This is a genomic window from Paraburkholderia sp. 22098 (assembly GCF_052045935.1).
Classification (GTDB): Bacteria; Pseudomonadota; Gammaproteobacteria; order Burkholderiales; family Burkholderiaceae; genus Paraburkholderia; species Paraburkholderia caledonica.
Map to the genome: position 1 here is coordinate 1 of NZ_JBQEPV010000022.1, position 22,762 is coordinate 22,762.

Sequence of the window (22,762 nt, forward strand, 5' to 3'; positions counted from 1 at the left end):
CAGTGGCGTCGAGTGCCGCATTAGCGGCACTTTGAAAAAAAGCCCGCAATTTGCGGGCTTTTCTGCGTCGTCGAGACAATGAACATCTTGCGGTCAGCCGCCGATCCAGCGCGCAATGAGCGGCATCAGCACGGGAACCACGAACGCGGTGAACACACCATTGAGACCCATGCCGAGCCCCGCGAACGCACCCATTTGCTCGCTGACCTGAAAAGCGCGCGCCGTGCCGATGCCATGCGAAGCAACGCCGAGTGCGAACCCGCGCACTTCAGGCTCGGCGATTTTCAGCGCGTTGAGAATAGCCCGGGCGAACACTGCACCGAATACTCCCGTCGAGATAACGAGTACAGCCGTCAACGAAGGAATCCCGCCGATTTCGGAAGCGACGGCCATTGCAATCGGCGTTGTCGCGGATTTCGGCGCGAGCGACGCAACCGTCTGATGCGAGGCGCCGAAGAGCGCAGCCACGGCGACCGCGGACAGTATCGCCGTCAACGAGCCGGCGACGAGTCCGCCGATCAGCGGAAACGCAAAGCGGCGCAGCTTCGGCCATTGACGATAAAGCGGCAACGCAAGCGCGACCGTCGCGGGGCCGAGCAGGAAGTGCACGAACTGCGCGCCCTCGAAGTAGGTGGCGTACGGAGTGCCCGTGATTTCGAGCAGCGCGACCAGCAACGCGACCGCAATCAACACCGGATTAGCCAGCGGATTGAAGCGCGCCTTCGCATACAGCGTCTGGGCGATCAGGTACGCGATCAGCGTGATGGTCAGGCCGAGCAATGGGCTCGCTGCGAGATAGACCCAGAGTGCGCCGAGCTTCGGTAAGGCGGTCATTGTGCGGCCTCGCGGTTGGCGTCATTGTGCAACTGCCGGCGCATCAACGCGCGCGTGACGAGCGCGGCCACCGCAATCGCGAGAGTCGTGCTGACGGCAATCGACACGATCACCGCAATGGCGTCGCCGCGAATGCGGCTTGCCGAGACCATGATGCCGACGCCTGCCGGCACGAACAGCAGCGACAGGTGCCGCAACAGTTCGAGCGCGGTGGGTTCGATCGCATCGGCTGTCTGCGGACGCATCATGACAAAGCCGAACAGCAGCAGCATGCCGATCACGGGACCCGGCACCGGCAAATGAAACACGTAAGACACACCTTCTCCGAGGCATTGAAAAGTAAGCAGGGCAGCCAGCGCGGCAAGCATGTAGATCTCCAGCAGGAAACGGAAATGCGGCCATTGTGTACCATGCAGATAGTTCCGTGGACCCCGCGAGCAGATTGCGGCGAGCCTTGCGTACAGAAAGTTCTCCATCAATGACTTGTTGCAGGACGACAGCCATGCAAATCGAGCCGTTTCAAATCGCCGTACCGGACGAGGACATCGACGATCTGCGTCGACGCATTCGCGCGACACGTTGGGCGCCCGCTACGCCGTCTGCCGCGTGGCAGCAGGGTGTCGATTCAAACTGGTTGCGTGAGCTCGCCGACTATTGGGCCGGTCAGTTCGACTGGCGCGCGTCGGAACAGCGCCTGAACCGGCAGCCGCAATTCGTGGCCGACGTTCAGGGGCAGCGCGTGCACTTCCTGCATCGGCGCGGTACGGGACCGGCACCTTATCCGCTCGTCGTTACACATGGCTGGCCGGGCTCGTTCGTGGAGTTCGAGGCGTTGATCGAGCGGCTCTGCGAACCGGCGGCGTTCGGCGGCGATCCCGCTGATTCGTTCGATGTGGTCGTGCCTTCTCTGCCGGGCTTTGCTTTTTCGCCGCCGCCCGCGCAGTCCGGCATGTCCGCGTTTCAGGTCGCGGATCTCTGGACATCGCTGATGCGCGGCCTCGGTTATCAGCACTTCGGCGCGCAAGGGGGCGACCTCGGCGCCGGTGTGTCGGTTGCGCTCGCGGCACGGCATCCGCAGATGGTCGACGGTATTCACCTCAATTTTCTGCCTGGGTCGTACGAGCCCGCAATCGGGGCGGCCCAACAACCGTTGACGCCGGAAGAAGAGCGCTTTCTGCGTGAGAGAAACGAGTGGGTAGCGCTCGAAGGCGGCTACGCGCACATGCATGCAACGAAGCCATTGACGGTCGCAGCTTCGCTGAACGATTCGCCGGTAGGGCTCGCCGCTTGGATCGGCGAAAAATTCCGCGCATGGAGCGATTGCGAAGGCGACGTCGAACGGGTGTTTTCAAAAGACGATTTGCTGACCAACATATCGCTCTACTGGTACACGCAAAGCATTGGCCCGGCGATGCAGATGTATTGGGAGAACCGCCTCGCGCCGATGCGATTTGCCGATGGGCAACGTGTCGTGCCGCCCGTCGGCTTCGCGCGTTTCCCGAAGGAGATCAGTCGTCCGCCGCGCAGTTGGCTCGAACGAACCTTCAACGTGGTGCAATGGACCGACATGCCGAGCGGCGGGCATTTCGCAGCCATGGAGAAGCCGGACCTGCTCGCCGCCGAAATCCGCGCATTCTTCCGGCCGCTGCGGACGTAACGCATTGAATGATGCGCGAAGAGCCGCGCGTGGCTGTCGTGGCAGTTCATCGGATGGCCGCGCTGAATGTTCGACGAAGCATGCGTCGCGTGCTTGTGGATAAACATTGTGCGAGGTTCGGCAAAGCGATGAAACCGCCGGAGGCCTGCGGGCGGCGTCTAGACGCCGAACCGGTGCGAGCAGACATGCACGGTCCTACGCAGACGATGCCTCATGAAAGCCGTGATAGCGGAAGTCGCGCGCGTCCACCGGTTCGTCAAGGCGGACGGCGGCGCCCACCGACAGCAGCGTCTCCACCGTAACACTGCGGTTCGATACAAACGTCCATTCCGCCGATGCGGGTGGCACATCCGGAGTCGCGCGCACTCGTTCGAGAGCCGCAAGTAGTTCGCTGCTTCGCGGCGCATGAATAACAAAGCCTTCGTTTGCAAGCGACGCATGAGTAATCGCCAACTCGTGACATAAACGCATACGAAGCGGCGCTTCATTTTCCGCTGTGCGGCGCGATAGTTCGATCAGCCGCCGCGTCGTCTCGTCCACCAACACACCGTGCCGCTGCAACGGTTTCGTATTCCATGCCTCGGGCGGACACGCCTTGTTTGCAGGCGTCAGCGAGACGAAAGGATTGATCTCCGCCGGATAGATGCGGCACACGAGTGGCCGCTCTTCATAGATGCCACACAGCATGTCGGCGCGAAGATTCGGACATGGACCCGCGAACGCGGCCGCGAGAATGATCGACACGCGCACGGGCAGCGAACCGCTCGCCGCGGGTGTCGAGCGCGCTTTTCTATAGTCCGCTTGCGCATTGGGCGGCTCGGGATCGGCCGGCCACGGAATCGCCTCGCAAATCAATTCCATCTGTCCGCCTCGCGCGAGCCAGTCGCTCGCCTCGGTCAATGTCAGCGGCAAGCGCAAGTCGTGGCAGCACTTGCCGCACGCGGTGCATTCGAAGTCGATGTCGTCCACGCGAAAGTCCTTTTTTAATTCGACGTTCGGCTTGGTCGCGCGAACGGCGAACTTCTGACAGCAGACTGCAGAAAAAAGTATCGCGCAAAAATCCTTGACACTGCCCGCCGAATCTCTATAGTTCACCACATGGTGAAGTGTCCAGTCAGTCAACTCGATCGTACTTTTTCCGCGCTGGTAGATCCGACCCGGCGGGCCATCCTCGCTCGTCTGGAGCGAGAGCCGGGCCTTTCCGTCACGGAAATCGCGCGCCCGTTGCCGCTCAAGCTGCCGGCCGTCATGAAGCATCTCGACGTGCTGAGCGACGCCGGCCTCATCACGCGCGCCAAGCATGGCCGCACCGTGTCAGTCGATCTGGTTGCCGGCCCAATGGAAGAGGCCATGGCGTGGCTTAAACGCTATGAACGCTTCTGGTCCGCGAGCCTCGACCGGCTTGCCGATTTTGTCGAAGGAGGAGAGTGAGCGATGCAGAAGCCCAGTTTAACTATCGTGCGCCGCCTCAAGGCGCCGCCGCAAAAAGTGTACGCAGCGTGGACGAGGCCGGAGTTGATGGCGCGCTGGTGGGGACCTGACGCCGGCCCGGTGTTGAGCGCCGAAGCCGATCCGCGTGTGGGTGGCCGGTTTCGCGTGGTATTCCAGACGCTCGACGGCGAAACGCATGACTGCCGCGGCGAATATCAGGAAGTCGAGCCGGACCGTAAGCTCGTCTTTACGTGGGAATGGGTAACGTTGCCCGAGCGGCGCTCACTTGTCAGCATTACGTTCCGGCCGATCGACGATGGCACGGAAATGAACTTCACCCACTCGCAGTTCTTCGACGAAGCCGCACGCGACGGTCACGATGCCGGGTGGAAGGGCGCGTTTGAGAAACTGGATGCATTGATTGCGGAACTCGGCAATACGGAACGTTGAAGGGGCAGCATCGAATGAAGTGAACCATCACGGAGACGTAAAATGAAGCTTTACTATGCGGAGTCGCTAGCGCCGCGCAAGGCATGCGCAGTGGCTAAATATTTAGGGTTGCCAATTGAATACGTCTATGTCGATCTGGGCAAAGGCGAGCACACTGCGCCCGCTTATCTGGCGCTCAATCCGAACGGGAAGGTGCCGTGCCTTGTCGATGGGCAAAGAAGCATCTGGGAAGCGGACGCGATCATTTGCCATCTCGCGCAACGAGAGCAATCGCCATTGTGGCCGCAGAACGCCGAGCAGCAGACCGACGTGCTGCGTTGGCTAAGCTGGAATAGCCAGCACTTTTACCGCCACGGCGGTTTGCTTTACTTCGAACACCTGATAAAACCGGCAATTGGTCTGGGCGCGCCTGACAGTGCGAAAGTCGCGGAAGCACAAGGGTGGTTCCGCAAACATGCGGGCGTTCTCGACCGGCATCTGAAAGGGCGTAAATGGTTGCTTGGCGATCAGATGAGCATCGCTGACTTCTCGGTCGGCGTCACGCTGCCTTATGCGGCAAGCGCGAACATGCCGCTAGACGAGTTTCCCGAGGTAATGCGCTGGCACGATCGGCTGAGCGAGCTTGAGGCGTGGCGCGATCCGTTTCCTTTGAGGCAGGCCCAGGCGGTTGCGGCCTGAGACGTTCAGCTGCGGTGCGATCGTTGCATCGACGGTGACGTGCACCACGTCACCGGTCTTAGCGCGGGTCGGCAATGCGCCGACTCGCGGCCATGTGCCCCACGACCCATTCACACACCGGTCTTTTTGTGCGCTGCGCTGAACTCAATAGCTAGTACAAAAATCGATTCGCAATTCGTTATTTGCGTCCTGCTCGCCTTAGCACATCCGGCATTGAAAAATAAAAGAGTTTTTCGTAGTCCAATCCGGAAAAACCGCTATTTAGAGTATTAACTCGGATCGATTACGCCCGGCAACCAACTCGCATACATCGCGTGGCAATTCAGGAAAGATTGTGAAAGGAAGTTGACACGATAACGTTTGCCAAACTAGGCTACGCACTGTCGTCGAAAACTGATCCTGGTTTCCGGTTCTGCCTGTAAGGTCCGGTGGGCGGCGCTTTGCCCGGCGATCATCAGAGCGTAGCCATTACGTTTCTGAAAGCTTTGTAATAAACAAGCATTTCAATCTTAAAATCAGCCAATTAGTGCTGAGGACGTAACACGTCCATATTCTGGCTAGCAATTCGGTGCTAGTGCGGGAGACCTTTGTCGCTGAAAAACAGAAACACGGCTCAAGTGGCTCAACGCACTTCTTTATACCGATATTGTCAGTCGAGGATTAAAATGCGTATAAATTTCCGATCGCAGGTGCAGTGCCTGGCGTTAGCCGGAATAATGGTAACGGCCGGGTGCGGTGGAGGAGACGGCTCTTCGTCATTGACGAGTAAATCCGCACAGGGGCCGGCGGGCGCGTCCGAAGTCGCTCAGGTGCCGCCCGCAAGTGCAGTGCTCGCGGATACGTCGATCGACAAGACCGTGCAGCCGGTCGAATTGCCGAACACTGTCATGCCGGTCAACTACAAACTGTGGTTCCGGCCCAACCCGGCGCTGTCGTCGTTCGACGGTCGCGCAGACGTGCAGATCAAGGTGCTTAAAGCCGTCAATGCGATCACGATCGCAGGCCATCGCGTCAAGTTCACCAACGGCACCATTACGCTTCAACCGGGCAACATCGCGTTGATCGCCACGCCGCAAGACGACGGCGACTTCTATCAGCTTCGGCCCGTGAGCGGTCAGATCGCCGCCGGCAACTACTCGCTCCACATGGAGTGGAGCGGCATCATCAACTTCAAGAGTTATGACGATCCGGTCGCGAAGACGGGCGGCAGTTGCGGCGACGATCATTACCCCGGCTGCTCTGCAGCGGAGGGCGTATTCCGCGTCGATCTGAAGGCGACCGACGGCACCACGAGCGGCGCGATCCTCACGCAAGGCGAGTCGAATCTGGCCCGGCAATGGTTCCCGGGCTGGGACGAGCCGGCTTTCCGGCCCACCTATGAGGTGAGTGCGGAGGTGCCGCAGAACTGGAACGTCGTGTCGAACGCGGCGGAAAAACCCGCGGTGAATGTGGATAGCGGCTACAAGCTGGTGTCGTTCGAAAAGACGCCGCCGATGCCTTCGTATCTGCTCTTCTTCGGCGGCGGACAGTTCGACATTCTCGAAGACGACTTCACGAGTCCGCTGCCTGACGGCAAGGGGCTGCATCTGCGCATTTTCACGCCGCCGGGCATGCGGGACTGGGCCAAGCCCGCGATGCAGCAGACCAAGCAGGCGCTGGATTACTACTATCGCTACACCGGCATCCCGTTGCCGCTCACGAAGTTCGACACGGTGGCCGCCAATGACGCGTTCAAGGAAGAGAAGGACCTGAACTTCGGCGGTATGGAGAACTGGGGCGCCATTCTCGAATTCGCCGACGACATCCTGCCCGCGCCGGGCACGACCATGTCCGACTATGGCGTAACTGTGCTCACGCACGAAGCGGCGCACCAATGGTTCGGCGATCTGGTCACGCTCGACTGGTGGGACGATGTGTGGCTGAACGAATCGTTCGCAACGTTCTTCGAAAACAAGACGAAGGTGCGTTTCTTCCCGGACCGGTTCAGCTGGGTCGACGACGTGAAGAACAAGTATGCGGTGATCAACGCGGACCTGAAGTCGACCTCGTTCCCGGTGCAGCCGAACTTCAACGGCTGGGCGTCCAACGACTTCGTGCTGAGCGCGAGCGCGTTCACGTACGACAAGGGCGGCCATGTGCTGAAGATGATCGAAAACTATCTCGGCGAGGAAACCATGCGCCGCGGTCTGCAGCAATATCTCGCCGACTATTCGCTTGGCAACGTCACGCCGAAGCGTCTGTGGGATGAGCTGGCAAAGGCGAGCGGCGAGCCGATGGTCGCGATCGGCGACAGCTTCGTGCGGCAAACCGGCGTGCCGTTGATTTCGCTCGACACGCAATGCGATCTGACGACGAACCAGACCATCGTGACGCTGAAACAGTCGCCGTTCCCGAATCAGAACCAGTATCCGGGGACGCAGTGGACCGTTCCGCTGACGCTCGCGTATGGCGACGGACTGACCTCGCGCAAAACGCTCGCGCTGAAGGACCCGCAAACGCAGGTGCGGCTCAACGGCTGCTCAGCGGTGCTCGCGGACCCGAGCGGTCTCGACTACTACGTGACGAACTACAGCAACAACGCGTGGAGTCAGTTGCTCGCACAGGGCAATGCGCTGAAGGATCCTGTCCTGCTGACGAGCTTGCAACTCGAAGCAAAACTGCTCGTGGCACACGGTCTTGCGGACCCGTCGCGTGAAACGAGCATCGGCTCGTTCAGTTCCGCTAACGCCATGGTTGCCCGTCAGTTGCTGAAGACGCCGGCGCCGACGACGCAGTCGCTGCGTCCGACGATCCGCTATCAAGGCAAATTGCGGCAAAAGGCGCAAGGGGAGTAACGCGCCAAGCCGGCGGCGAACACCAGTCTGTTAGCCGCCAACAGTACAGTGGCCCGCATCGTTCACGCGATGCGGGCCACTGCGCTTTTGCAAGCGAGGTCAGCGTTACCGCATTACCGGGCAAATCCGCTTAACGTATGGGCAAGCGGCCCCACTAAGCGATAGCACAATGGCGCCGAAATCTCGTCGATGTACGCCACTCGCGCCTGCGCGTGTCAGCAAAAGGCGCGCAGCCGCGCCCGAGCGCTCCGGTGAGAATGTGTGACTCCTGTGCGCGCCGGACGTGGCGTTAAACATTCCTCGTTTAGTGGATGGCGCAACCATTTCTGGCGCCGCTCGGCGCAGCTATTCGGCGCGAGGCGTAAACGGCAAGCGCGGCAAGCGCGCCGCGCATTCAGTTAACCGGCCTGCAGGCGCGAAATTTGCATAGTACTGAGCCCCTGGCGCATTCTGCCGACCGATCATCAAGGCTGGCGGCGCTTTGCGCCCGCTCCTACGTCAGTTGAAAGGCCACTGCGTTGTTGTATATGCATGGGCGTTGAACGTTTTACCCGGGTTTCAGACGCGAATGCGCGCTGCCGAACAGACGTCGGCAGCCGCGCCGCGTGTTGTTGTCGCTACCGGACGAGCGAGTTACATTCTTCCAGCAGCGTTTGCATCGACCGTGCGAAATAGTGAGACCCAGCCTGATGGAGCGTCAGACGGAAGAATTCCGGAGCGTATTGCGATGTATAACGATCCCGACTTGCCTCCAGTCCGCGGACATGGAGACGATGCGCGCTTCGATAGCGGCGATGTGGAAGACCCAGGCGTGACGCCCCGCTTCGGACGCCTCGCGCTATGCGTAGCGGCGGCGAGCGCGCTCGCGTTCGGCGTGGTGGGCACCGTAGCCTACGGCGTCTGGTTCAATAGCGACCAGCAGACGTATGCCGAGGCCATCGCCCGCGCGCGCCAGGCGTTGCGCATGCCCACGCCCAACAACATGGCGTCGGCGCTCGCGAAAGCGTCCGCGCAGGCAGACACTGCGCTCGCGACCAGCGCGCAGGCTGCACCGCCTGCAGCCGCTATCGTGGGAGCACCGCTCGTGACATCCGCGATCAGCGCCCCGGCACCGGCACCGGCACCGATGCAGGCACCGACACAGAGTCCCGGGCCCGTCACCAGCACGCCCGCAGACGCGATTGCACTGCTCGACCTGCCGGCGGTTCCCGCGAAGTCGCCGGTGTCTAGCACGGAGAGCCGGAAGCCGTCGGTGTGGTCCGGACAGATCAGCCGTCCGGAGGACGAAGAGGAAGTGCTCGCGGATAATGCCGAGGCTATGCCGTCGGGCACGGAAACCGGCGCGGCCGTTTCGCCTCGCTCAATGCAACGTACTGCCGCCGCGGCAGATCCGGCCTCGCCGCAGCTGGCATCAACACGTCCCTCGCGAGCGGCGAAATACGCGCAGCAGGAGCGCCGCGCTTCAGGGACCAGCGCACGACGTAAGCCCAATCTGTTTGCAAGAATGAGCTCCTTCTTTCGACGCGTAAGCTACCGACAACATGGCAGCGGAAGTCAGCAAGACCCCTACTCGCATCCCTGAAACGCTTTTTGCGTTGCCCCGGGAATCCGGCCGCGCCAACGGATGGCGTCTCACGCCCGGTCCCGCAACCGTCGCCGTGGCGTCGCTGCTGTGCCTGCTGATCGGCCTGCTGTATCTGGCGTTGCAGATCAGAACGGTATTCGCTGATCAGGTCAAACAGGAATATGCGGGTCTCGTGCTCGAAGCCGTCGAGCGAGCCGAGACCGCGCGTGCGCGCGTGGGCGTATGGGACCAGGTGCCGCACGCTCACGATGCCGCAGCGGAAGGCTACGGGCAGGCGCGCGCCGAATTGACGCGGCGTCTCGCGTCGCTAGCCGCGCTCGTGAACGCGAGTCCTGCGAATGCGCCGCGTATTCCGTCGTCGGTGTTATTGCCCGACGCGACGTTCGGCGAAATGGACAGGTTGCTCGGCGACGCGTCGTCCTACTGGCACACACAACGCGATACCTATAGCGCGGACATGCGCAAGCGAATCACGGGGATCGCGCACATGCTCATCGCGGTGGCGGCGCTGCTTTTCTGCCTGCTGATTACGGCGCTGGGCATGTATGCCAAACGCAACCGGCAGTTGGCCGGCCAGTCGCACGAATTCAAGCACGCAGCGCTGCACGATCCGATGACCGGGCTCGCGAACCGGCGCAAGCTTTTCGCCGCGCTGGAAGAGGCCGCTGCCCAGGCGTCGATGTCGGTCAGCCCGCGCAAGATGGCCGTGCTGTATGTGGATCTCGACGGCTTCAAGAAGGTCAACGATTCACGCGGTCACCGTGTGGGCGACGAGTTTCTGGTCGCAGTGTCGCGGCGTTTTCGCGAATCGGTGCGCAAAGAAGACGTTGTCGCGCGCATTGGCGGAGACGAATTCGCGGTGCTGGTTCAGGAGTTCGCCGAGCAGGAGGAGTTGCGGCAGATCGCGCAGCGTCTGATCGCCTGCGTGGCCCGCACCGACGAACAAATGGGCATGGGCATGGTTCGCGCGAGCATCGGTATAGCGAGCTACCCCGATCTCGTCGACGACTATTGCCGCCTCGTCGCTGCCGCCGACGAAGCAATGTATCGTGTCAAGCGAAGCGGCAAGAACGGCTTCGCGTTTGCCTCGCGCGCATCTGAGGCGCGCGTCGGGTAGCTCGGGCGTTGCGCCTTTAAGCGAAGCGGCTGCACTTTTAATGAACCGTCTGCGCCTTCGCGGCGCAGGCCATTCATTACCGCCATTCCAGCCATCACGCCGTCAATCCATCACGCGGTTCGCGCCAACTCGCCCACACCCGCATTGAACGTATCTTCGCTGCGAACTCGCCGTGAGTTCGCCGGGGCTGCAGTTCTTGCGCGGACAGGCGCCTTGCGAACACGCGTATCGGGCACCGCAAGGTGAGCGTCGACGAGACCCGCATATAACGCAAGATAGTTCGCTGTCGACACGTCCCAGCCCGAGTCGCGGTTCATCGCATTGCGCTGCAACGCATGCCACGACGCGGGCCGCACGAACGCGGCCAACGCACGGCCGAGCGCATGCACGACGTCGTGCGGATGCTCGCCATCGAACAGGAAGCCGGTCGCGCAATCTTCGTCTCGCGCTTCGTGCGGCGCGTAATCGACGATCGTATCCGCGAGGCCGCCCACGCGCGAGGCCACCGGGATCGTGCCGTAACGCATCGCATAGAGTTGCGTGAGTCCGCACGGCTCGAAGCGGCTGCCGTGCAGCAGAATGTCCGCGCCCGCGTGCAGCATGTGCGCGCGCGGCTCGTCATAACCGATCTGCACACCCACACGCGCCGGCCACGCGGCGGCGAGTTCCTGCATCGCATGTTCGAGTCCGCGTTCGCCTTGTCCGAGAATTGCGAACTGCAGACGCGGATGCTCTTCGAGCAGTCGGGGCAGCGCGTGCACCACCACGTCGGCCAGTTTCTGTTCGGTGAGACGGCTGCCTATCGCAACGAGCGGGGCGAACGGGTCGCGCGTCAGACCAAATGCCTGTTGCAATTCGCGCTTGCATGCCTGCTTGCCGGCGGTGTCGTCGACGGAATAGGGGCGGGCGATGTATTCGTCAGTGGCCGGATTCCACACGGACATGTCGATGCCATTCACGATGCCGCTCAGTTTTCCTATCTGTGCCTGCAGCACGCCTTCCATTCCGTGGCCGAAGTGCGGTGTGAGAATTTCGCGTGCATAGCGCTGACTGACGGTCGTCACGCGATCCGCATGGACGATCCCCGCCTTCATCATGCTGAGCGAACCGTAGAACTCGATGCTGCGCTCGTCGCTCAGTGCAGGCGCGAGCAACTCCGGCGGCACACCGATCCAGCCGCCCATCGCGAGCGGATGATTGCCCTGGAACGCGAGGTTGTGAATCGTATAGACGCTTTTCGCGGCGACGCCTGCGAGCCGCATGTAAAGCGGCGTGAGCCCTGCATGCCAATCGTGCGCGTGCACGATGTGAGGGCGTTTCAGGTTGCGAACGCCGCGCGCGACACGCGTGGCCGCCGCCGCCAGCGACGCAAATCGCGTGAGGTTGTCGAGATAATCGTGCCCTTGCGGGTCACGGTACAAGCCTTCGCGCGCAAAGAGGTGATCCATTTGAAGCAGCAGCACCGTTACGCCGCTATCGGGCATGCGGGCGCGCAGCAAACGCGCGTCGCCGCCCGGCAGACCGGTCATCCGCGCAACGTAAGTGACATCGATGGCACGCTCGAGGGCGTCCGGATAAGCAGGCATCAGAATCGAGACGTCGACGCCGGCATCGCGCAAAGCTGCGGCATAGGCGCTGACCATGTCGCCGAGTCCACCCGACTTGGCGAGCGGTAGGGCTTCGGAAGCGACAAGTAGTACGTTAAGCGGCAAGGTGGCCCCCAGAGGACGCGTTTTTGCACTTGTGCAGTGCGGCGGATTCACAGGGCCAACTAACAGCAAGCCGTGTGCCCGGCGCCTGCATTGGGTTTGCGGCTGGCTCACGGCCATGCTGCAGTGCGTGGCGTTCGCTCTCCGACGCACCCGGTCCGTTCGGGCCAGGCTTTTCTTCATGCAAATGTAGTTTTGACCTCCTGAATTGCCTGTCGAAAACAAAAAAGCCGTCGCGTGAGGCGACGGCTTTCAGTAGGCGCAAGGTGCGCTCGATTCAATGCGCCGATGCGTGCGTATGCTCGACGCGTCCGCTCTGCGTCATCGCACTGACAATGATGAATACGACGATGTTGACCGCCAGCGCCCCGAAGCCGATGTTCACGTCTTTCAGCGCGTCGGGCAGGAACGGCATTAATTGCCCGATCGTCAGATGCATGGTCGTGGTAATCGCCACCACGGCGACGCCCGCAACGATGCCGCAAAACGCGCCCTGTTTGGTCGCGCGATTGCGCGGGAAAAGGCTGCAGATAACCGCTGGGAAAAGCTGCGTGACGAAGCTGTAGCCCATCAGCAGCAAGGCGACGATGGTTTCGCCGCCGTGCAGCGTGAAGGCGACCGCCACGAGCGCGACGACCGGCACCAGGATTCGCGCGAGATTGGCAACCGTGGCGTCCGTCGCGTTGCGGTTCACCATGCCGCGATAGACGTCGTTGGCGAGCAGCGTGGATGCCGAGGTGAGGATCATCGAGCCCGGCACGAGCGCCGTCAGAATGCCGGCCGCGCCGATCACGCCGACGAACCAGGGGTCGAAGGTCTGCAGCGACAGGCGGAACAGCGACAGGTCGATGTCGCCGCCCTTCAGACCCGGCACCTTCAGCGTCGCGGCAAAGCCCACGAAGAACACGAACAGCAGGATCAGCTGGTAGAGCGGCAGCACCATCGCATTGCGGCGGAAAATGCGCTCGTCCCTGGCGGTGAATATCGAGCCAAAGGTGTGAGGCCACATGAAGAAGCCAAGCGCCGTCAGCAGCACGGTGGACTGGAACCAGGTGACGCTCGAACCCTTGGCGGGGAAGGTCAGAAAGCCGGGACGGGCGGCGTCGATTGCATGGAACATTTCGCCGAGGCCGCCGTAGTAGTGCAGCGGCAGATAAATGCCGAGGAACAGCACGATTGCCAGAATCAGCAGATCCTTCACGACCGAGTTCCATGCGGAGCCGCGCACGCCGGACACGATCACATACACCGTGACCACCGCCGCGCCGATCCAGATCGCAGCGGTCGACGAGATCGCGCCATAGGAAGCGGTTGCGACGATGATGCCCAAGCCCTTTAACTGCAGCACGAGGTAGGGGATCAACGCGGCCACGCCGACCAGCGCGACGAGTGTGCCGAGCGCGGGGCTATCGTATTTGCGGCTGAAAAAGTGCGGCTGCGAAACGAGATGGTGCTGTTTTGCGTAGCGCCAGATCGGCGGCAGCATCCAGTAGGAAAGGATGTACGCGAGCGTGCCGTAGGCGAGAATGTAATAGACAGGCGCGCCCTTGCCATAGGCAAAACCGCTGCCGCCGAGGAACGTGAAGGTCGTATAGATTTCGCCGGCCATCAGCAGGAACACGAAGGCGGTGCCGAAGCTGCGGCCGCCCACAGTCCACTGTTCGAGGCTCATGTCATGGCCATGCTTCGCACGCACGCCGAGAAAGAGCGCAAAGAGCGTAATGGCTGCAATGATAACGAGTGCGCTCATGGCCGGACCTCCTCGCCGTCAGCGGCGACGTGCCGGTTCGAAGCGTCGAGCCGGTACACGATCGCCATGATGATCGAACTCAACACCACCCACGCGACGATCCAGCCCAGCACGAACGGCATGCCGAGCACGAGCGGCTCGACCCGGTTCACAAACGGGACACCGAGCAAAATGCCGATGAACGGCAGCGCGGCGAGTACACGAAGCAACATGGGGCAACTCCTCGAACTGTAAGTACGTCTCGTTGAAAGTGCGGCTTCGCTGGCGACTGTATGCCGGATGCTTCGGTCCCGTAAAGTAAGTCAAAAAAGTGTAGGCTTTTCGAAAGTTGCGGACGCATCGATCGGCGCATCGAATGTGAGCTCGTGTTGCGCCGCAATGTGCGACGCGCGCGAGTGGAAGTCGGGATGCATCCAGAACATTCACGCCTTTCTATATAGGTTCGCGTTCTACCGGGTTCATATCGCGCCGCGCTATGATCTCGCCACGCAACGCGCGCAGGTCTGAGGCTTCGGCGCTTCAGTTCAACTACACGGCGCGGCGCACCAGTGTGCAGCAGTCGCAGTGCCTGGGCCGCCGCTCGACACGGATCGCATATGGTCGAAAGTCTGATCTCGGACATTCTGTTCGGCTTTACCGGGCTGATCAGCATCATCAACCCGATCGGCATTGCATTTGTCTTTCTCGACCGGACCGCCTCACTGACCACCGAGGAACGCACCGCACTCGCAAGAAAGATCGCGATCAATGTCGTGTGCGTGCTACTGGTGGCGTTTTTTATCGGCACACCCATTCTGCATTTCTTCGGAATTTCGATGCAGGCGCTGCGGATTGGCGGCGGACTTGCTGTGGCGGTGGGCGGCTGGCAAATGCTGAATGCGCCCGATACACAGCCCGCCGAACAGCCGACCGTCAAGCGCGTGGATGCCGAGAACGCGAAGGCGAGAGCGTTCTTCCCGCTGACCATTCCATTGACCACCGGACCGGGCTCGATTGCCACGGCCGTCGCGCTGACCGCGAACCGCACACATAAGCTGTCGGAGTTCGTGCTGTCGAGCATCGCGTCGGTTGTGATCTCACTCGCGGTCGCGCTCACGGTCTATCTGATCTACAGCCGTGCCGTCATCTTCGCGCGGTACCTAGGCGTTGAAGGTACCAAGGTAGCGATGCGCGTTTCGTCCTTTCTGTTGCTGTGCATCGGCGTGCAGATCATGCTGACCGGTTTCTCGGAGTTCCTCATTCCGATCGCGACGATGCAGTCGGCGGCGAACCGGTAATCGATGCGGTACTCAGACGGCAGCCCCGGAGTCGAGTCCATGCGTCGCAAAAGTCTATTGCGCGAAACGGGTAGTTCGCCGAGCGCGCATCGCCTATAGTTCGGCGGCACTGCGTGTAGTTTTACAACATCGCGCGTGCCATCTCCTCTGGCAGCACCTGGCGTCGAGCCGCATTACTTCGAGCCGCATTACTTCGAGCCGTCCGCAGTTCGCATTGCGTCATGCAGTGCTCATGCTTTGCCCCATACCGCGTCACACGAACTCACGCCAATACAATGAGACTACACACAAAACTGGTGGCCGCTCTTGCGGTGGCAAGTCCGCTTGCATATGGTCAAACAAGCGTAACGCTATATGGCCGTCTGGATGCCGGCGTCGAATATCTGAATCACATTAACAACGGCACGGGCGGAAGCTCGAACCGCTGGCGCGCCGAAGGCGGCGATTGGGGCACCAGCATGCTGGGTCTCAAGGGCAATGAAGAACTGGGCGGCGGACTGAAAGCGATCTTCACACTGGAGACCGGTCTGCAGGTGATGGACGGCACGACGAGCGGCGGACGGCTCTGGTCGCGGCGCGCCTTCGCCGGACTCAGCAGCCAGCAATGGGGCACGTTGCAAGCGGGTCGTAATCTTTTCATCGACAGCGACGGCGTTTGGGAATTCGATCCGTTCGTGCAGCAGGCGTTTTCGTCGGCGTCGCTCGTGCGGGGTCGCAACTGGCAGCAGACCAGCAATAACGTCGAGTACCACAGCCCGGTGTTCTGGGGCTTCGACGTGCAGGCGCAGTACGCGTTCGGCAATCAGCCGGGTGCCTTCAACAGCGGCGCGAGCGGCGAGTTCGGCCGCTCGGACGGCATCATGCTGACCTACCATTCGCAGCTCTTCGACGTGCGCGGCATCTACGACGAACTGCGCGACAGCAACGGCCGCTTTTCGAACATTTTCCAGAGTTCGCGCGAGTACTTCGTGGGCGCGAACGTGCATTTCGACGCGGTCAAGATTCAGGGCGCCTATACGCATTACTCGGCGCCGGACTCGCCGGCGGGCGTCGCCGATACCGCCGACCACTACTGGCTTGGCGCGACATACAACTTTCAGCCGCGCTGGGCCGTCACCGCGGGCGGCTATTACGTGAAGGTCGGCGACGGCGGCGGCGACGCCGCGCATGATCCCTCGGGCCACGCGATGATGTACGTACTCGGCACCACGTACAACCTCTCGAAGCGAACATTCCTTTACGGCACGGTGGGTTACGTGCGCAACAGCAGCAACGCGAACTTCTCGCTCGAAGCCTCGCCGCGCGATTCGACCAGCAACACGAGTCCGCTCGTCGGCGAATCGCAGACAGGCGCCTATGTCGGCATGCTGCATCAGTTCTGACGCGCGGCCTGATTGTCAGGCAGGGGCGTTTCGTTTAATCGCATATCACACGCTTCATTTCATTACCGGCATTACCGCATCAACAAGTTTTGAACCACGCCTCACAAGGGATAAGAACATTGACTCCACAAGACTCTCTCGGCGAGCGCGCCGCGAGCGGTGAGCCGTCGACCATGACGCGCCGCCGCTGGCTGCAGGGCGCGCTCGCGTTGACGGCTGCGGGCCTGACCGGCTCGCTCACGCTCAAGGCACTGGCCGACGACTCGTCGTCCGCTCCCATCGACACCTTCATGACGTTGTCGCAATCGCTGACCGAAAAGTCCGCGCTCGATCGCGACGTCGGCACCCGGCTCTTTGCCGCGCTGCAGAAGTCCACGCCCGAACTCGCGCAGCAATTGCCGAAGCTCGCGGGCGCGCTCGCCGCCGGTTCCGCCGATGCCGCTGAACAGGCGCTTGCGCTGAAGATCATGGAAGCGTGGTATCTCGGCACCGTCGATGACGTCGTCATTACCTATGAGCAGGCGCTCATGTTCGGCGTGGTATCCGACACGCTGATCATCCGCTCGTATTGCCCGAACAAGCCCGGCTTCTGGGCCGCAAAACCCGTCGAGAGGCAAGCATAAGCCATGGCCGATAAACAACAGAGCACTGAGCAAGCCGATATCGTCGTGGTCGGGTCGGGCGTCGCCGGCGCGATCGTCGCGCATCAGCTGGCGCAGGCCGGCAAGTCCGTGATCCTGCTCGAAGCCGGGCCGCGCATGCCGCGCTGGGAGATCGTCGAGCGCTTTCGCAATCAGGCGGACAAGATGGATTTCATGGCGCCGTATCCGCCGAGCAAATGGGCGCCGCATCCTGAGTACTACCCGCCCAACAACTATCTGATCCTCAAGGGCGAGCACAAATTCAACTCGCAGTACATTCGCGCGGTCGGCGGCACGACATGGCACTGGGCCGCATCGGCATGGCGCTTCATGCCGAACGACTTCAGGATGAAGACCGTCTATGGCGTGGGCCGCGACTGGCCGATGCAATACGAGGAACTGGAGCCGTATTACCAGCGTGCCGAAGAAGAACTCGGCGTGTGGGGCCCGACTGACGAAGAACTCGGCTCGCCGCGCAGCCAGCCTTATCCGATGGCGCCGCTGCCGCTGTCGTACAACGAGCAGACCATCAAAAGCAAGCTCAATGCTTTCGACTCGCGCTATCACGTCGTGACGGAACCGGTCGCGCGCAACAGCCGTCCGTACGATGGCCGCCCGACCTGCTGCGGCAATAACAACTGCATGCCGATCTGCCCGATCGGTGCGATGTACAACGGCATCGTGCACGTTGAAAAAGCGGAGCAGGCCGGGGCCAGGCTGATCGCCAATGCGGTGGTTTACAAACTCGAAGTCGGCACGGACAAGCGCATCACGGCGGCCCTGTACAAAGACGCGCAGGGCAACGAGCATCGCGTGGAAGGCAAGTATTTCGTGCTCGCCGCGAACGGCATCGAGACGCCGAAGATCATGCTGATGTCGCAGAGCCACGACTTTCCGAACGGCGTTGGCAACAGCTCCGACATGGTAGGTCGTAACCTGATGGACCATCCGGGCACGGGCGTCACGTTCTACGCTGACGAAAAACTGTGGCCGGGGCGCGGCCCGCAGGAAATGACCTCGCTGATCGGCTTTCGCGACGGCGCGTTCCGCGCGACGGAAGCGGCCAAGAAGATCCACCTGTCGAACATGTCGCGAGTCGATCAGGAAACCCAAAAAATCTTCAAGCAAGGCAAGCTCATCAAGCCCGCCGAGCTCGATGCGCAGATTCGCGACCGCTCGGCGCGCTTCGTCGAGTTCGACTGCTTCCACGAAATTCTGCCGCAACCGGAAAACCGCATCGTGCCGAGCCGCACCGAGACCGACGCGATCGGCATTGCGCGGCCCGAGATCACTTATCGCATCGACGATTATGTGAAGCGCGGCGCCGCGCACACCCGCGAAGTCTATGCGAACGCGGCGAAGGTACTGGGCGGCAGCGACATCCGGTTTGACGACGAATTCGCGCCGAACAACCACATCACGGGCGCGACGATCATGGGCAGCGATCCGCGCGATTCCGTGGTCGACAAGCATTGCCGCACGTTCGACCACCCGAATCTGTTCATTTCGAGCAGCGCGACGATGCCGACCGTCGGCACCGTCAACGTGACGCTGACCATTGCCGCGCTGGCACTGCGCATGGCCGACCAGTTGAAGAAGGAAGTGTGAACGTGTTGAAGAAGACTTTTTTCTGGATGCTGGCCGGCGCCTTCGCGCTGTCTTCGGCGCTGCCCGTTTGCGCATTCGCGCAGGACGCCAAAGCGGTGGACGGCAACGACGCGGCGTTGATCAAACGCGGCGAATATCTCGCCACCGCCGGCGATTGCATGGCGTGTCACACCACCGCGAAAGGCAAGCCGTTCGCGGGCGGCCTGCCGCTCAAGGTGCCGATGCTCGGCACGATCTATTCGAGCAACATCACGCCCGACCCGCAAACGGGTATCGGCACGTGGTCGCTCGGAGACTTCGACCGCGCACTGCGCAAGGGTGTGTCGAAGGACGGCCATAACCTGTACCCGGCGATGCCGTATATCTCCTACGCGAAGGTCAGCGACGGCGACGTGAAGGCGCTATACGCGTATTTCCGCTACGGCGTGGCGCCGGTGCAGCAGGCTACGCGCGCGAGCGACATTGCATGGCCGCTCAACATGCGCTGGCCGCTCACCGTATGGAACTGGGTATTCCTGAAGAGTGGCCCATATCAGGCGAAACCTCAACAGAGCGCCGAGTGGAACCGCGGTGCGTATCTTGTGCAGGGGCTTGCGCATTGCAGCACATGCCACACGCCGCGCGGCTTTGCGATGCAGGAACAGGCGCTCGATGAAACCGGCAGCGGCTTCCTCGGCGGCTCGGTGCTCGCGGATTGGGACGGCTACAACATCACGTCGTCGCCCGATAGCGGCATTGGCGGATGGAGTCATACGCAGCTCGTGCAGTATCTGCAAACGGGCAGCGTGCCCGGACTCGCACAGGCAGCGGGGCCGATGGCCGAGGCGGTCGAGCACAGCTTCTCGAAGATGAGCGACGCCGACATCGGCGCCATCGCGACGTATGTGCGCACGGTGCCGCCGGTCAACGACGGCGGCGCTCAGAGCGGTTCGCGCTCGCGCAGCGCGTGGGGCAAACCGTCGACGGACGTGGCGCGCCTGCGAGGCGTTGCGATGAACGACGGCACGCTCGATCCCGCGCGGCTCTATCTGGGCAACTGCGCGACGTGTCACCAGGCGAGCGGCAAGGGCACACCGGACGGCTACTATCCGCCGTTGCTGCATAACTCGACGGTGGGTGCGTCGAATCCTGGCAACCTGATGCAGGTCATTCTGCACGGCGTGCATCGCAAAGCTGCAGGCAACGACGTCGGCATGCCGGCCTTCGCCGCACAACTGAACGACGCGCAGATTGCCGCGCTCACGAACTACGTGACGACGCAGTTCGGCAACCCCGCAGCCCGGCGCGTGAGCGAGAAGGACGTCGCCCGGCTACGCTGAGCACCGCTCAATGACCGCCTCGTCACGCGAGCCGTGACGAGGCACGCATTGGCGGCGGCTTCGCAGGCGGGTCGCCTTCCGGCGCGGCCGGCGGCAGCCCGCCTGGGTCGTCGTCGGGCGTCGCGGGTGGATCGGGATCGATGTTCGGAGGCGGCGGCGCCTCCGGGTCGACCTCGGGCGGCATCGGCGTGTGCATGACGAACGCCGCCCCATCGTGCGAGTTTGAACCGGCCATCGTTACCTCCAACTTATCTCTCTGATCATGCGTGCAACGCGCATGTCCCTTTGTTCCCAATCGCCCTTTGCGTAGTGCCTTTCGCGCGTGGAACGGCCATTGCTGTGTTTCATCGTGCAATGCACCAGGCATTGCGCAGTTAAGCGTGGGGTGCTCATCGAGCATCGACAGGGATAGGGAATACACAAATGGCGCGACATAAGGCCGACGTTGCTGACGACGAATTCGAGATTTTCGCCAGCTATCACGGAACAGGCGACGGCCGTTACGTAGGTGGACTGAAGGTCGTCCGCAGAGCGGATCGAAGGATACTTTTTCCGTTCGACGGTGCGCCGGAAATCGGACCGTACGAGACGGCCGACCAGGCGCGCCGTGCCGCCATCGAGTATGGCAAGCAGATCGTCGCGGCCGACCGCAAATCGCCGGAACGTTGACTGCGACTCGTGTGCGCTCGTCAAGGCATGCCACCGAGCGACGGCGAGATCGTGCTGCCGCGATTCGGATCGTCCGGATGTTCGTCGGGGACGGTGGGCCGCGCCGACAGCGGCGGATGACTGCGATAGCAGGTGTCGATCGAATCGTTCACTACGCACTGCGCGAACGCGTCGGCATCGCTCTTTTGCGCGAACGTATATAGCGTTCGCTCGACCTGAACTTCGGTGTCGGAGATACGAATTGTCGTCACTGTCATGAAGTGCTCCTTTTTACAAAGATGAATCCGAAGCTTCAGTTCTGACGACGCAATGCACGTGCCCACTTTGCCGATGTCCGCGGCGCTTGCGAGCCGTAACGGGACGCCCTCGGCGTACGGTCCGATGCAGTCCGGCAGGGTCCGTATGTTGCTGCACTCACGAGGTAGCCGATGAAAGGAGAGCGATATGCAGCCTGACACACCCAGCGAGAATTCCGGCGCTCCCGAGGTTTCGCCGGAAGTGAAAGAACGCAACAAGCCGAGCGGCGCGCAGTACGTGGAGCCGAGTCCCCTCGGCATCGAACCGGTCGTGCAGACCGGAGTCGACAAGCAAACCAATCCACCGCGCTCGAACGAACGTCCGGAGCAGACCGCCGAGGTGCCGCTCGGCACCGGCACGCACGGCGAGCCTGCGGGCGGCGGCGGCCGCGCGTCGCACAAGAACTGATGCGGTCAACAGCGAACGGAGAGACATATGCAACAGGACAACCAACCCCTGAACCCCGGCGATGAAGCGCCCCCCGACGCGCCCGGCGTCGGCGAAGATATCTGCCCGGCATGCAAGGGAACCGGCAAGGTAGAGGACGTACAGTGCACCGTGTGTGGCGGCACCGGCAAAGTGCTGCAGGGCATTGGCGGCGGTTGAGCGGTTTGCTTGAGCGTCGCTCGCATGGTGTGATCGCCGGGCCAAGGCGTGGCTGCCGCCCGTCGCGGCAGCTTCGTGCGAGTTGAATACGTCGTGGGCCGACTTGGGCAGCGCTATGCCCCCGGAGCGGGCGCGCTTTATGCGGCGCTGCAATATCGCGCCCTCCGGCACACGCACGCCGGACGCGCCCCGCTACCCACAGGAGCCAACAATGCAGGAACATTCGAAGCACGGATTCGACGCAGCGCAGACCGAGTACGAAGCCTTCATGCTCGAACCCCACGACTGGGTACCGAATAACAGCAAGCTGCCGGTCGTGATCTACAGGCAGGCAGTGGACCCCGCGATCGGCGACCTCGCCAAGGCGTTCGAACTGCTGTTCGCACGCAACGAATGGCCGCCGCAGTGGCGCGACGGCATCTTCGACTACCACCACTTTCACTCGACCGCGCACGAAGTGCTCGGCGTGTCGGACGGCTCCGCGGATGTGATAGTCGGCGGTCCGGGCGGCAAGGTGGTCAGTGTGTCCGCGGGCGACGTCCTGCTGCTGCCCGCCGGCACCGGCCATTGCCTGCAATCGTTCGAAGGCCGCTTCCGCGTGGTGGGGGCCTATCCCGCAGGCCAGCAGTGGGATATCCGCCGCGAAGCGCTGACCCCGCAGGAGCTTGCCGCAATGCATGCGCTGCCGTTCCCGAAGATGGATCCTGTGGACGGCAAGCATGGCCCCCTTTGCGAGCATTGGCTGAACGCGGCCTAGCCGCGCCCGTCGGCCCGTCCGCCAGAGTTCCAGCAACGAGCCCGATGTCACGCAGCGTGCAGATTTGCGCGCATCGGCGCATCATCCATGAGGCTTGCTGAGCTCTTCATGCGTTGTTTCCCCTGAACACCGCTTGCCGGCGACGTCGCGGCAGCGCGCGC

General features: G+C 62.1%; 24 protein-coding genes. 16 read left to right on the forward strand and 8 right to left on the reverse strand.

The window, feature by feature from the left end; translation table 11 throughout:
* Positions 1-93: 93 nt before the first annotated feature.
* Positions 94-834 carry an LrgB family protein gene (locus tag ACTJLB_RS30445; protein WP_440785459.1) on the reverse strand — a complete coding sequence of 247 codons (741 nt, stop codon included), beginning with the start codon at positions 832-834 and terminating at the stop codon, positions 94-96.
* Positions 831-1,202 (reverse strand): CidA/LrgA family protein, encoded by a 372-nt coding sequence (locus ACTJLB_RS30450; protein WP_310351982.1) that lies wholly within the window; start codon positions 1,200-1,202, stop codon positions 831-833. The genes ACTJLB_RS30445 and ACTJLB_RS30450 overlap by 4 nt, the downstream gene beginning before the upstream one ends.
* 134 nt (positions 1,203-1,336) lie before the next feature.
* Between ACTJLB_RS30450 and ACTJLB_RS30455 the strand changes: the two genes are divergently transcribed.
* Positions 1,337-2,491 (forward strand): epoxide hydrolase family protein, encoded by a 1,155-nt coding sequence (locus ACTJLB_RS30455; RefSeq protein ID WP_310350568.1) that lies wholly within the window; start codon positions 1,337-1,339, stop codon positions 2,489-2,491.
* A gap of 195 nt (positions 2,492-2,686) precedes the next feature.
* Here the strand turns inward: ACTJLB_RS30455 and ACTJLB_RS30460 are convergent, their stop codons facing one another.
* A complete protein-coding gene (locus tag ACTJLB_RS30460; RefSeq protein ID WP_440785461.1) occupies positions 2,687-3,460 on the reverse strand; it encodes a YkgJ family cysteine cluster protein in 774 nt (257 codons plus the stop codon).
* A 129-nt stretch (positions 3,461-3,589) separates the two neighbouring features.
* On the opposite strand from ACTJLB_RS30460, the gene ACTJLB_RS30465 reads away from it, so the two are divergent.
* The 6 genes from ACTJLB_RS30465 to ACTJLB_RS30490 all read left to right on the forward strand — a co-directional run bounded on the left by ACTJLB_RS30465 (position 3,590) and on the right by ACTJLB_RS30490 (position 10,586).
* On the forward strand, positions 3,590-3,922 hold the full coding sequence (locus ACTJLB_RS30465; RefSeq protein WP_020067880.1) for an ArsR/SmtB family transcription factor: 333 nt from the start codon (positions 3,590-3,592) through the stop codon (positions 3,920-3,922).
* A 3-nt stretch (positions 3,923-3,925) separates the two neighbouring features.
* Positions 3,926-4,372 carry an SRPBCC family protein gene (locus ACTJLB_RS30470; protein WP_440785462.1) on the forward strand — a complete coding sequence of 149 codons (447 nt, stop codon included), beginning with the start codon at positions 3,926-3,928 and terminating at the stop codon, positions 4,370-4,372.
* A 42-nt stretch (positions 4,373-4,414) separates the two neighbouring features.
* A complete protein-coding gene (locus ACTJLB_RS30475) occupies positions 4,415-5,050 on the forward strand; it encodes a glutathione S-transferase family protein (protein ID WP_440785463.1) in 636 nt (211 codons plus the stop codon).
* Positions 5,051-5,715: 665 nt separating this feature from the next.
* A complete protein-coding gene (locus ACTJLB_RS30480; RefSeq protein ID WP_110403414.1) occupies positions 5,716-7,884 on the forward strand; it encodes a M1 family metallopeptidase in 2,169 nt (722 codons plus the stop codon).
* Between the two features lie 727 nt (positions 7,885-8,611).
* Complete coding sequence (locus ACTJLB_RS30485; protein WP_440785464.1) at positions 8,612-9,466, forward strand: hypothetical protein; 855 nt, start codon at positions 8,612-8,614, stop codon at positions 9,464-9,466.
* Positions 9,426-10,586: a GGDEF domain-containing protein gene (locus tag ACTJLB_RS30490; RefSeq protein WP_020067875.1), complete on the forward strand. Its 1,161-nt coding sequence runs from the start codon at positions 9,426-9,428 to the stop codon at positions 10,584-10,586. Before ACTJLB_RS30485 ends, ACTJLB_RS30490 begins: the two co-directional genes overlap by 41 nt.
* Positions 10,587-10,696: 110 nt before the next feature.
* On the opposite strand, the gene glgA is transcribed toward ACTJLB_RS30490, so the two are convergent.
* The 3 genes from glgA to ACTJLB_RS30505 all read right to left on the reverse strand — a co-directional run bounded on the left by glgA (position 10,697) and on the right by ACTJLB_RS30505 (position 14,257).
* A complete protein-coding gene (gene glgA / locus ACTJLB_RS30495) occupies positions 10,697-12,298 on the reverse strand; it encodes a glycogen synthase GlgA (RefSeq protein ID WP_440785466.1) in 1,602 nt (533 codons plus the stop codon).
* Positions 12,299-12,572: 274 nt separating this feature from the next.
* Complete coding sequence (locus ACTJLB_RS30500; protein WP_440785467.1) at positions 12,573-14,045, reverse strand: sodium:solute symporter family protein; 1,473 nt, start codon at positions 14,043-14,045, stop codon at positions 12,573-12,575.
* Complete coding sequence (locus ACTJLB_RS30505) at positions 14,042-14,257, reverse strand: DUF3311 domain-containing protein (protein ID WP_020067872.1); 216 nt, start codon at positions 14,255-14,257, stop codon at positions 14,042-14,044. The genes ACTJLB_RS30500 and ACTJLB_RS30505 overlap by 4 nt, the downstream gene beginning before the upstream one ends.
* Before the next feature lie 384 nt (positions 14,258-14,641).
* Here ACTJLB_RS30505 and ACTJLB_RS30510 point away from each other — a divergent pair, with 384 nt between their 5' ends.
* The 5 genes from ACTJLB_RS30510 (at position 14,642) to ACTJLB_RS30530 (ending at position 20,272) form a co-directional block, all read left to right on the forward strand.
* Positions 14,642-15,322: a MarC family protein gene (locus ACTJLB_RS30510; RefSeq protein WP_440785468.1), complete on the forward strand. Its 681-nt coding sequence runs from the start codon at positions 14,642-14,644 to the stop codon at positions 15,320-15,322.
* A gap of 275 nt (positions 15,323-15,597) precedes the next feature.
* The gene (locus tag ACTJLB_RS30515; protein ID WP_440785469.1) at positions 15,598-16,704 is read left to right on the forward strand and encodes a porin; all 1,107 of its coding nucleotides are present in this window, start codon (positions 15,598-15,600) and stop codon (positions 16,702-16,704) included.
* 173 nt (positions 16,705-16,877) lie between these two features.
* Positions 16,878-17,327, forward strand: a complete 450-nt coding sequence (locus ACTJLB_RS30520; RefSeq protein WP_440785502.1) for a sugar dehydrogenase complex small subunit — start codon at positions 16,878-16,880, stop codon at positions 17,325-17,327.
* Positions 17,328-17,330: 3 nt separating this feature from the next.
* Entirely contained in the window at positions 17,331-18,953 is a 1,623-nt protein-coding gene (locus tag ACTJLB_RS30525; protein ID WP_020067867.1) for a GMC family oxidoreductase, read from the forward strand.
* 2 nt (positions 18,954-18,955) lie between these two features.
* Positions 18,956-20,272 carry a c-type cytochrome gene (locus ACTJLB_RS30530; protein ID WP_440785470.1) on the forward strand — a complete coding sequence of 439 codons (1,317 nt, stop codon included), beginning with the start codon at positions 18,956-18,958 and terminating at the stop codon, positions 20,270-20,272.
* Between the two features lie 22 nt (positions 20,273-20,294).
* Here the strand turns inward: ACTJLB_RS30530 and ACTJLB_RS30535 are convergent, their stop codons facing one another.
* Positions 20,295-20,507: a hypothetical protein gene (locus ACTJLB_RS30535; protein ID WP_214880448.1), complete on the reverse strand. Its 213-nt coding sequence runs from the start codon at positions 20,505-20,507 to the stop codon at positions 20,295-20,297.
* A 188-nt stretch (positions 20,508-20,695) separates the two neighbouring features.
* Between ACTJLB_RS30535 and ACTJLB_RS30540 the strand changes: the two genes are divergently transcribed.
* On the forward strand, positions 20,696-20,941 hold the full coding sequence (locus ACTJLB_RS30540; protein WP_020067864.1) for a DUF6723 family protein: 246 nt from the start codon (positions 20,696-20,698) through the stop codon (positions 20,939-20,941).
* A 20-nt stretch (positions 20,942-20,961) separates the two neighbouring features.
* Here the strand turns inward: ACTJLB_RS30540 and ACTJLB_RS30545 are convergent, their stop codons facing one another.
* Positions 20,962-21,198, reverse strand: coding sequence for a hypothetical protein (locus ACTJLB_RS30545; protein WP_020067863.1), 237 nt, complete (start codon positions 21,196-21,198; stop codon positions 20,962-20,964).
* A 187-nt stretch (positions 21,199-21,385) separates the two neighbouring features.
* On the opposite strand from ACTJLB_RS30545, the gene ACTJLB_RS30550 reads away from it, so the two are divergent.
* From ACTJLB_RS30550 to ACTJLB_RS30560, 3 genes are all read left to right on the forward strand, one after another.
* Positions 21,386-21,646: a hypothetical protein gene (locus ACTJLB_RS30550; RefSeq protein WP_020067862.1), complete on the forward strand. Its 261-nt coding sequence runs from the start codon at positions 21,386-21,388 to the stop codon at positions 21,644-21,646.
* Between the two features lie 27 nt (positions 21,647-21,673).
* On the forward strand, positions 21,674-21,844 hold the full coding sequence (locus ACTJLB_RS30555) for a hypothetical protein (RefSeq protein WP_288824273.1): 171 nt from the start codon (positions 21,674-21,676) through the stop codon (positions 21,842-21,844).
* A 211-nt stretch (positions 21,845-22,055) separates the two neighbouring features.
* On the forward strand, positions 22,056-22,601 hold the full coding sequence (locus ACTJLB_RS30560; RefSeq protein WP_020067860.1) for a cupin domain-containing protein: 546 nt from the start codon (positions 22,056-22,058) through the stop codon (positions 22,599-22,601).
* The last annotated feature ends 161 nt before the right edge of the window (positions 22,602-22,762 follow it).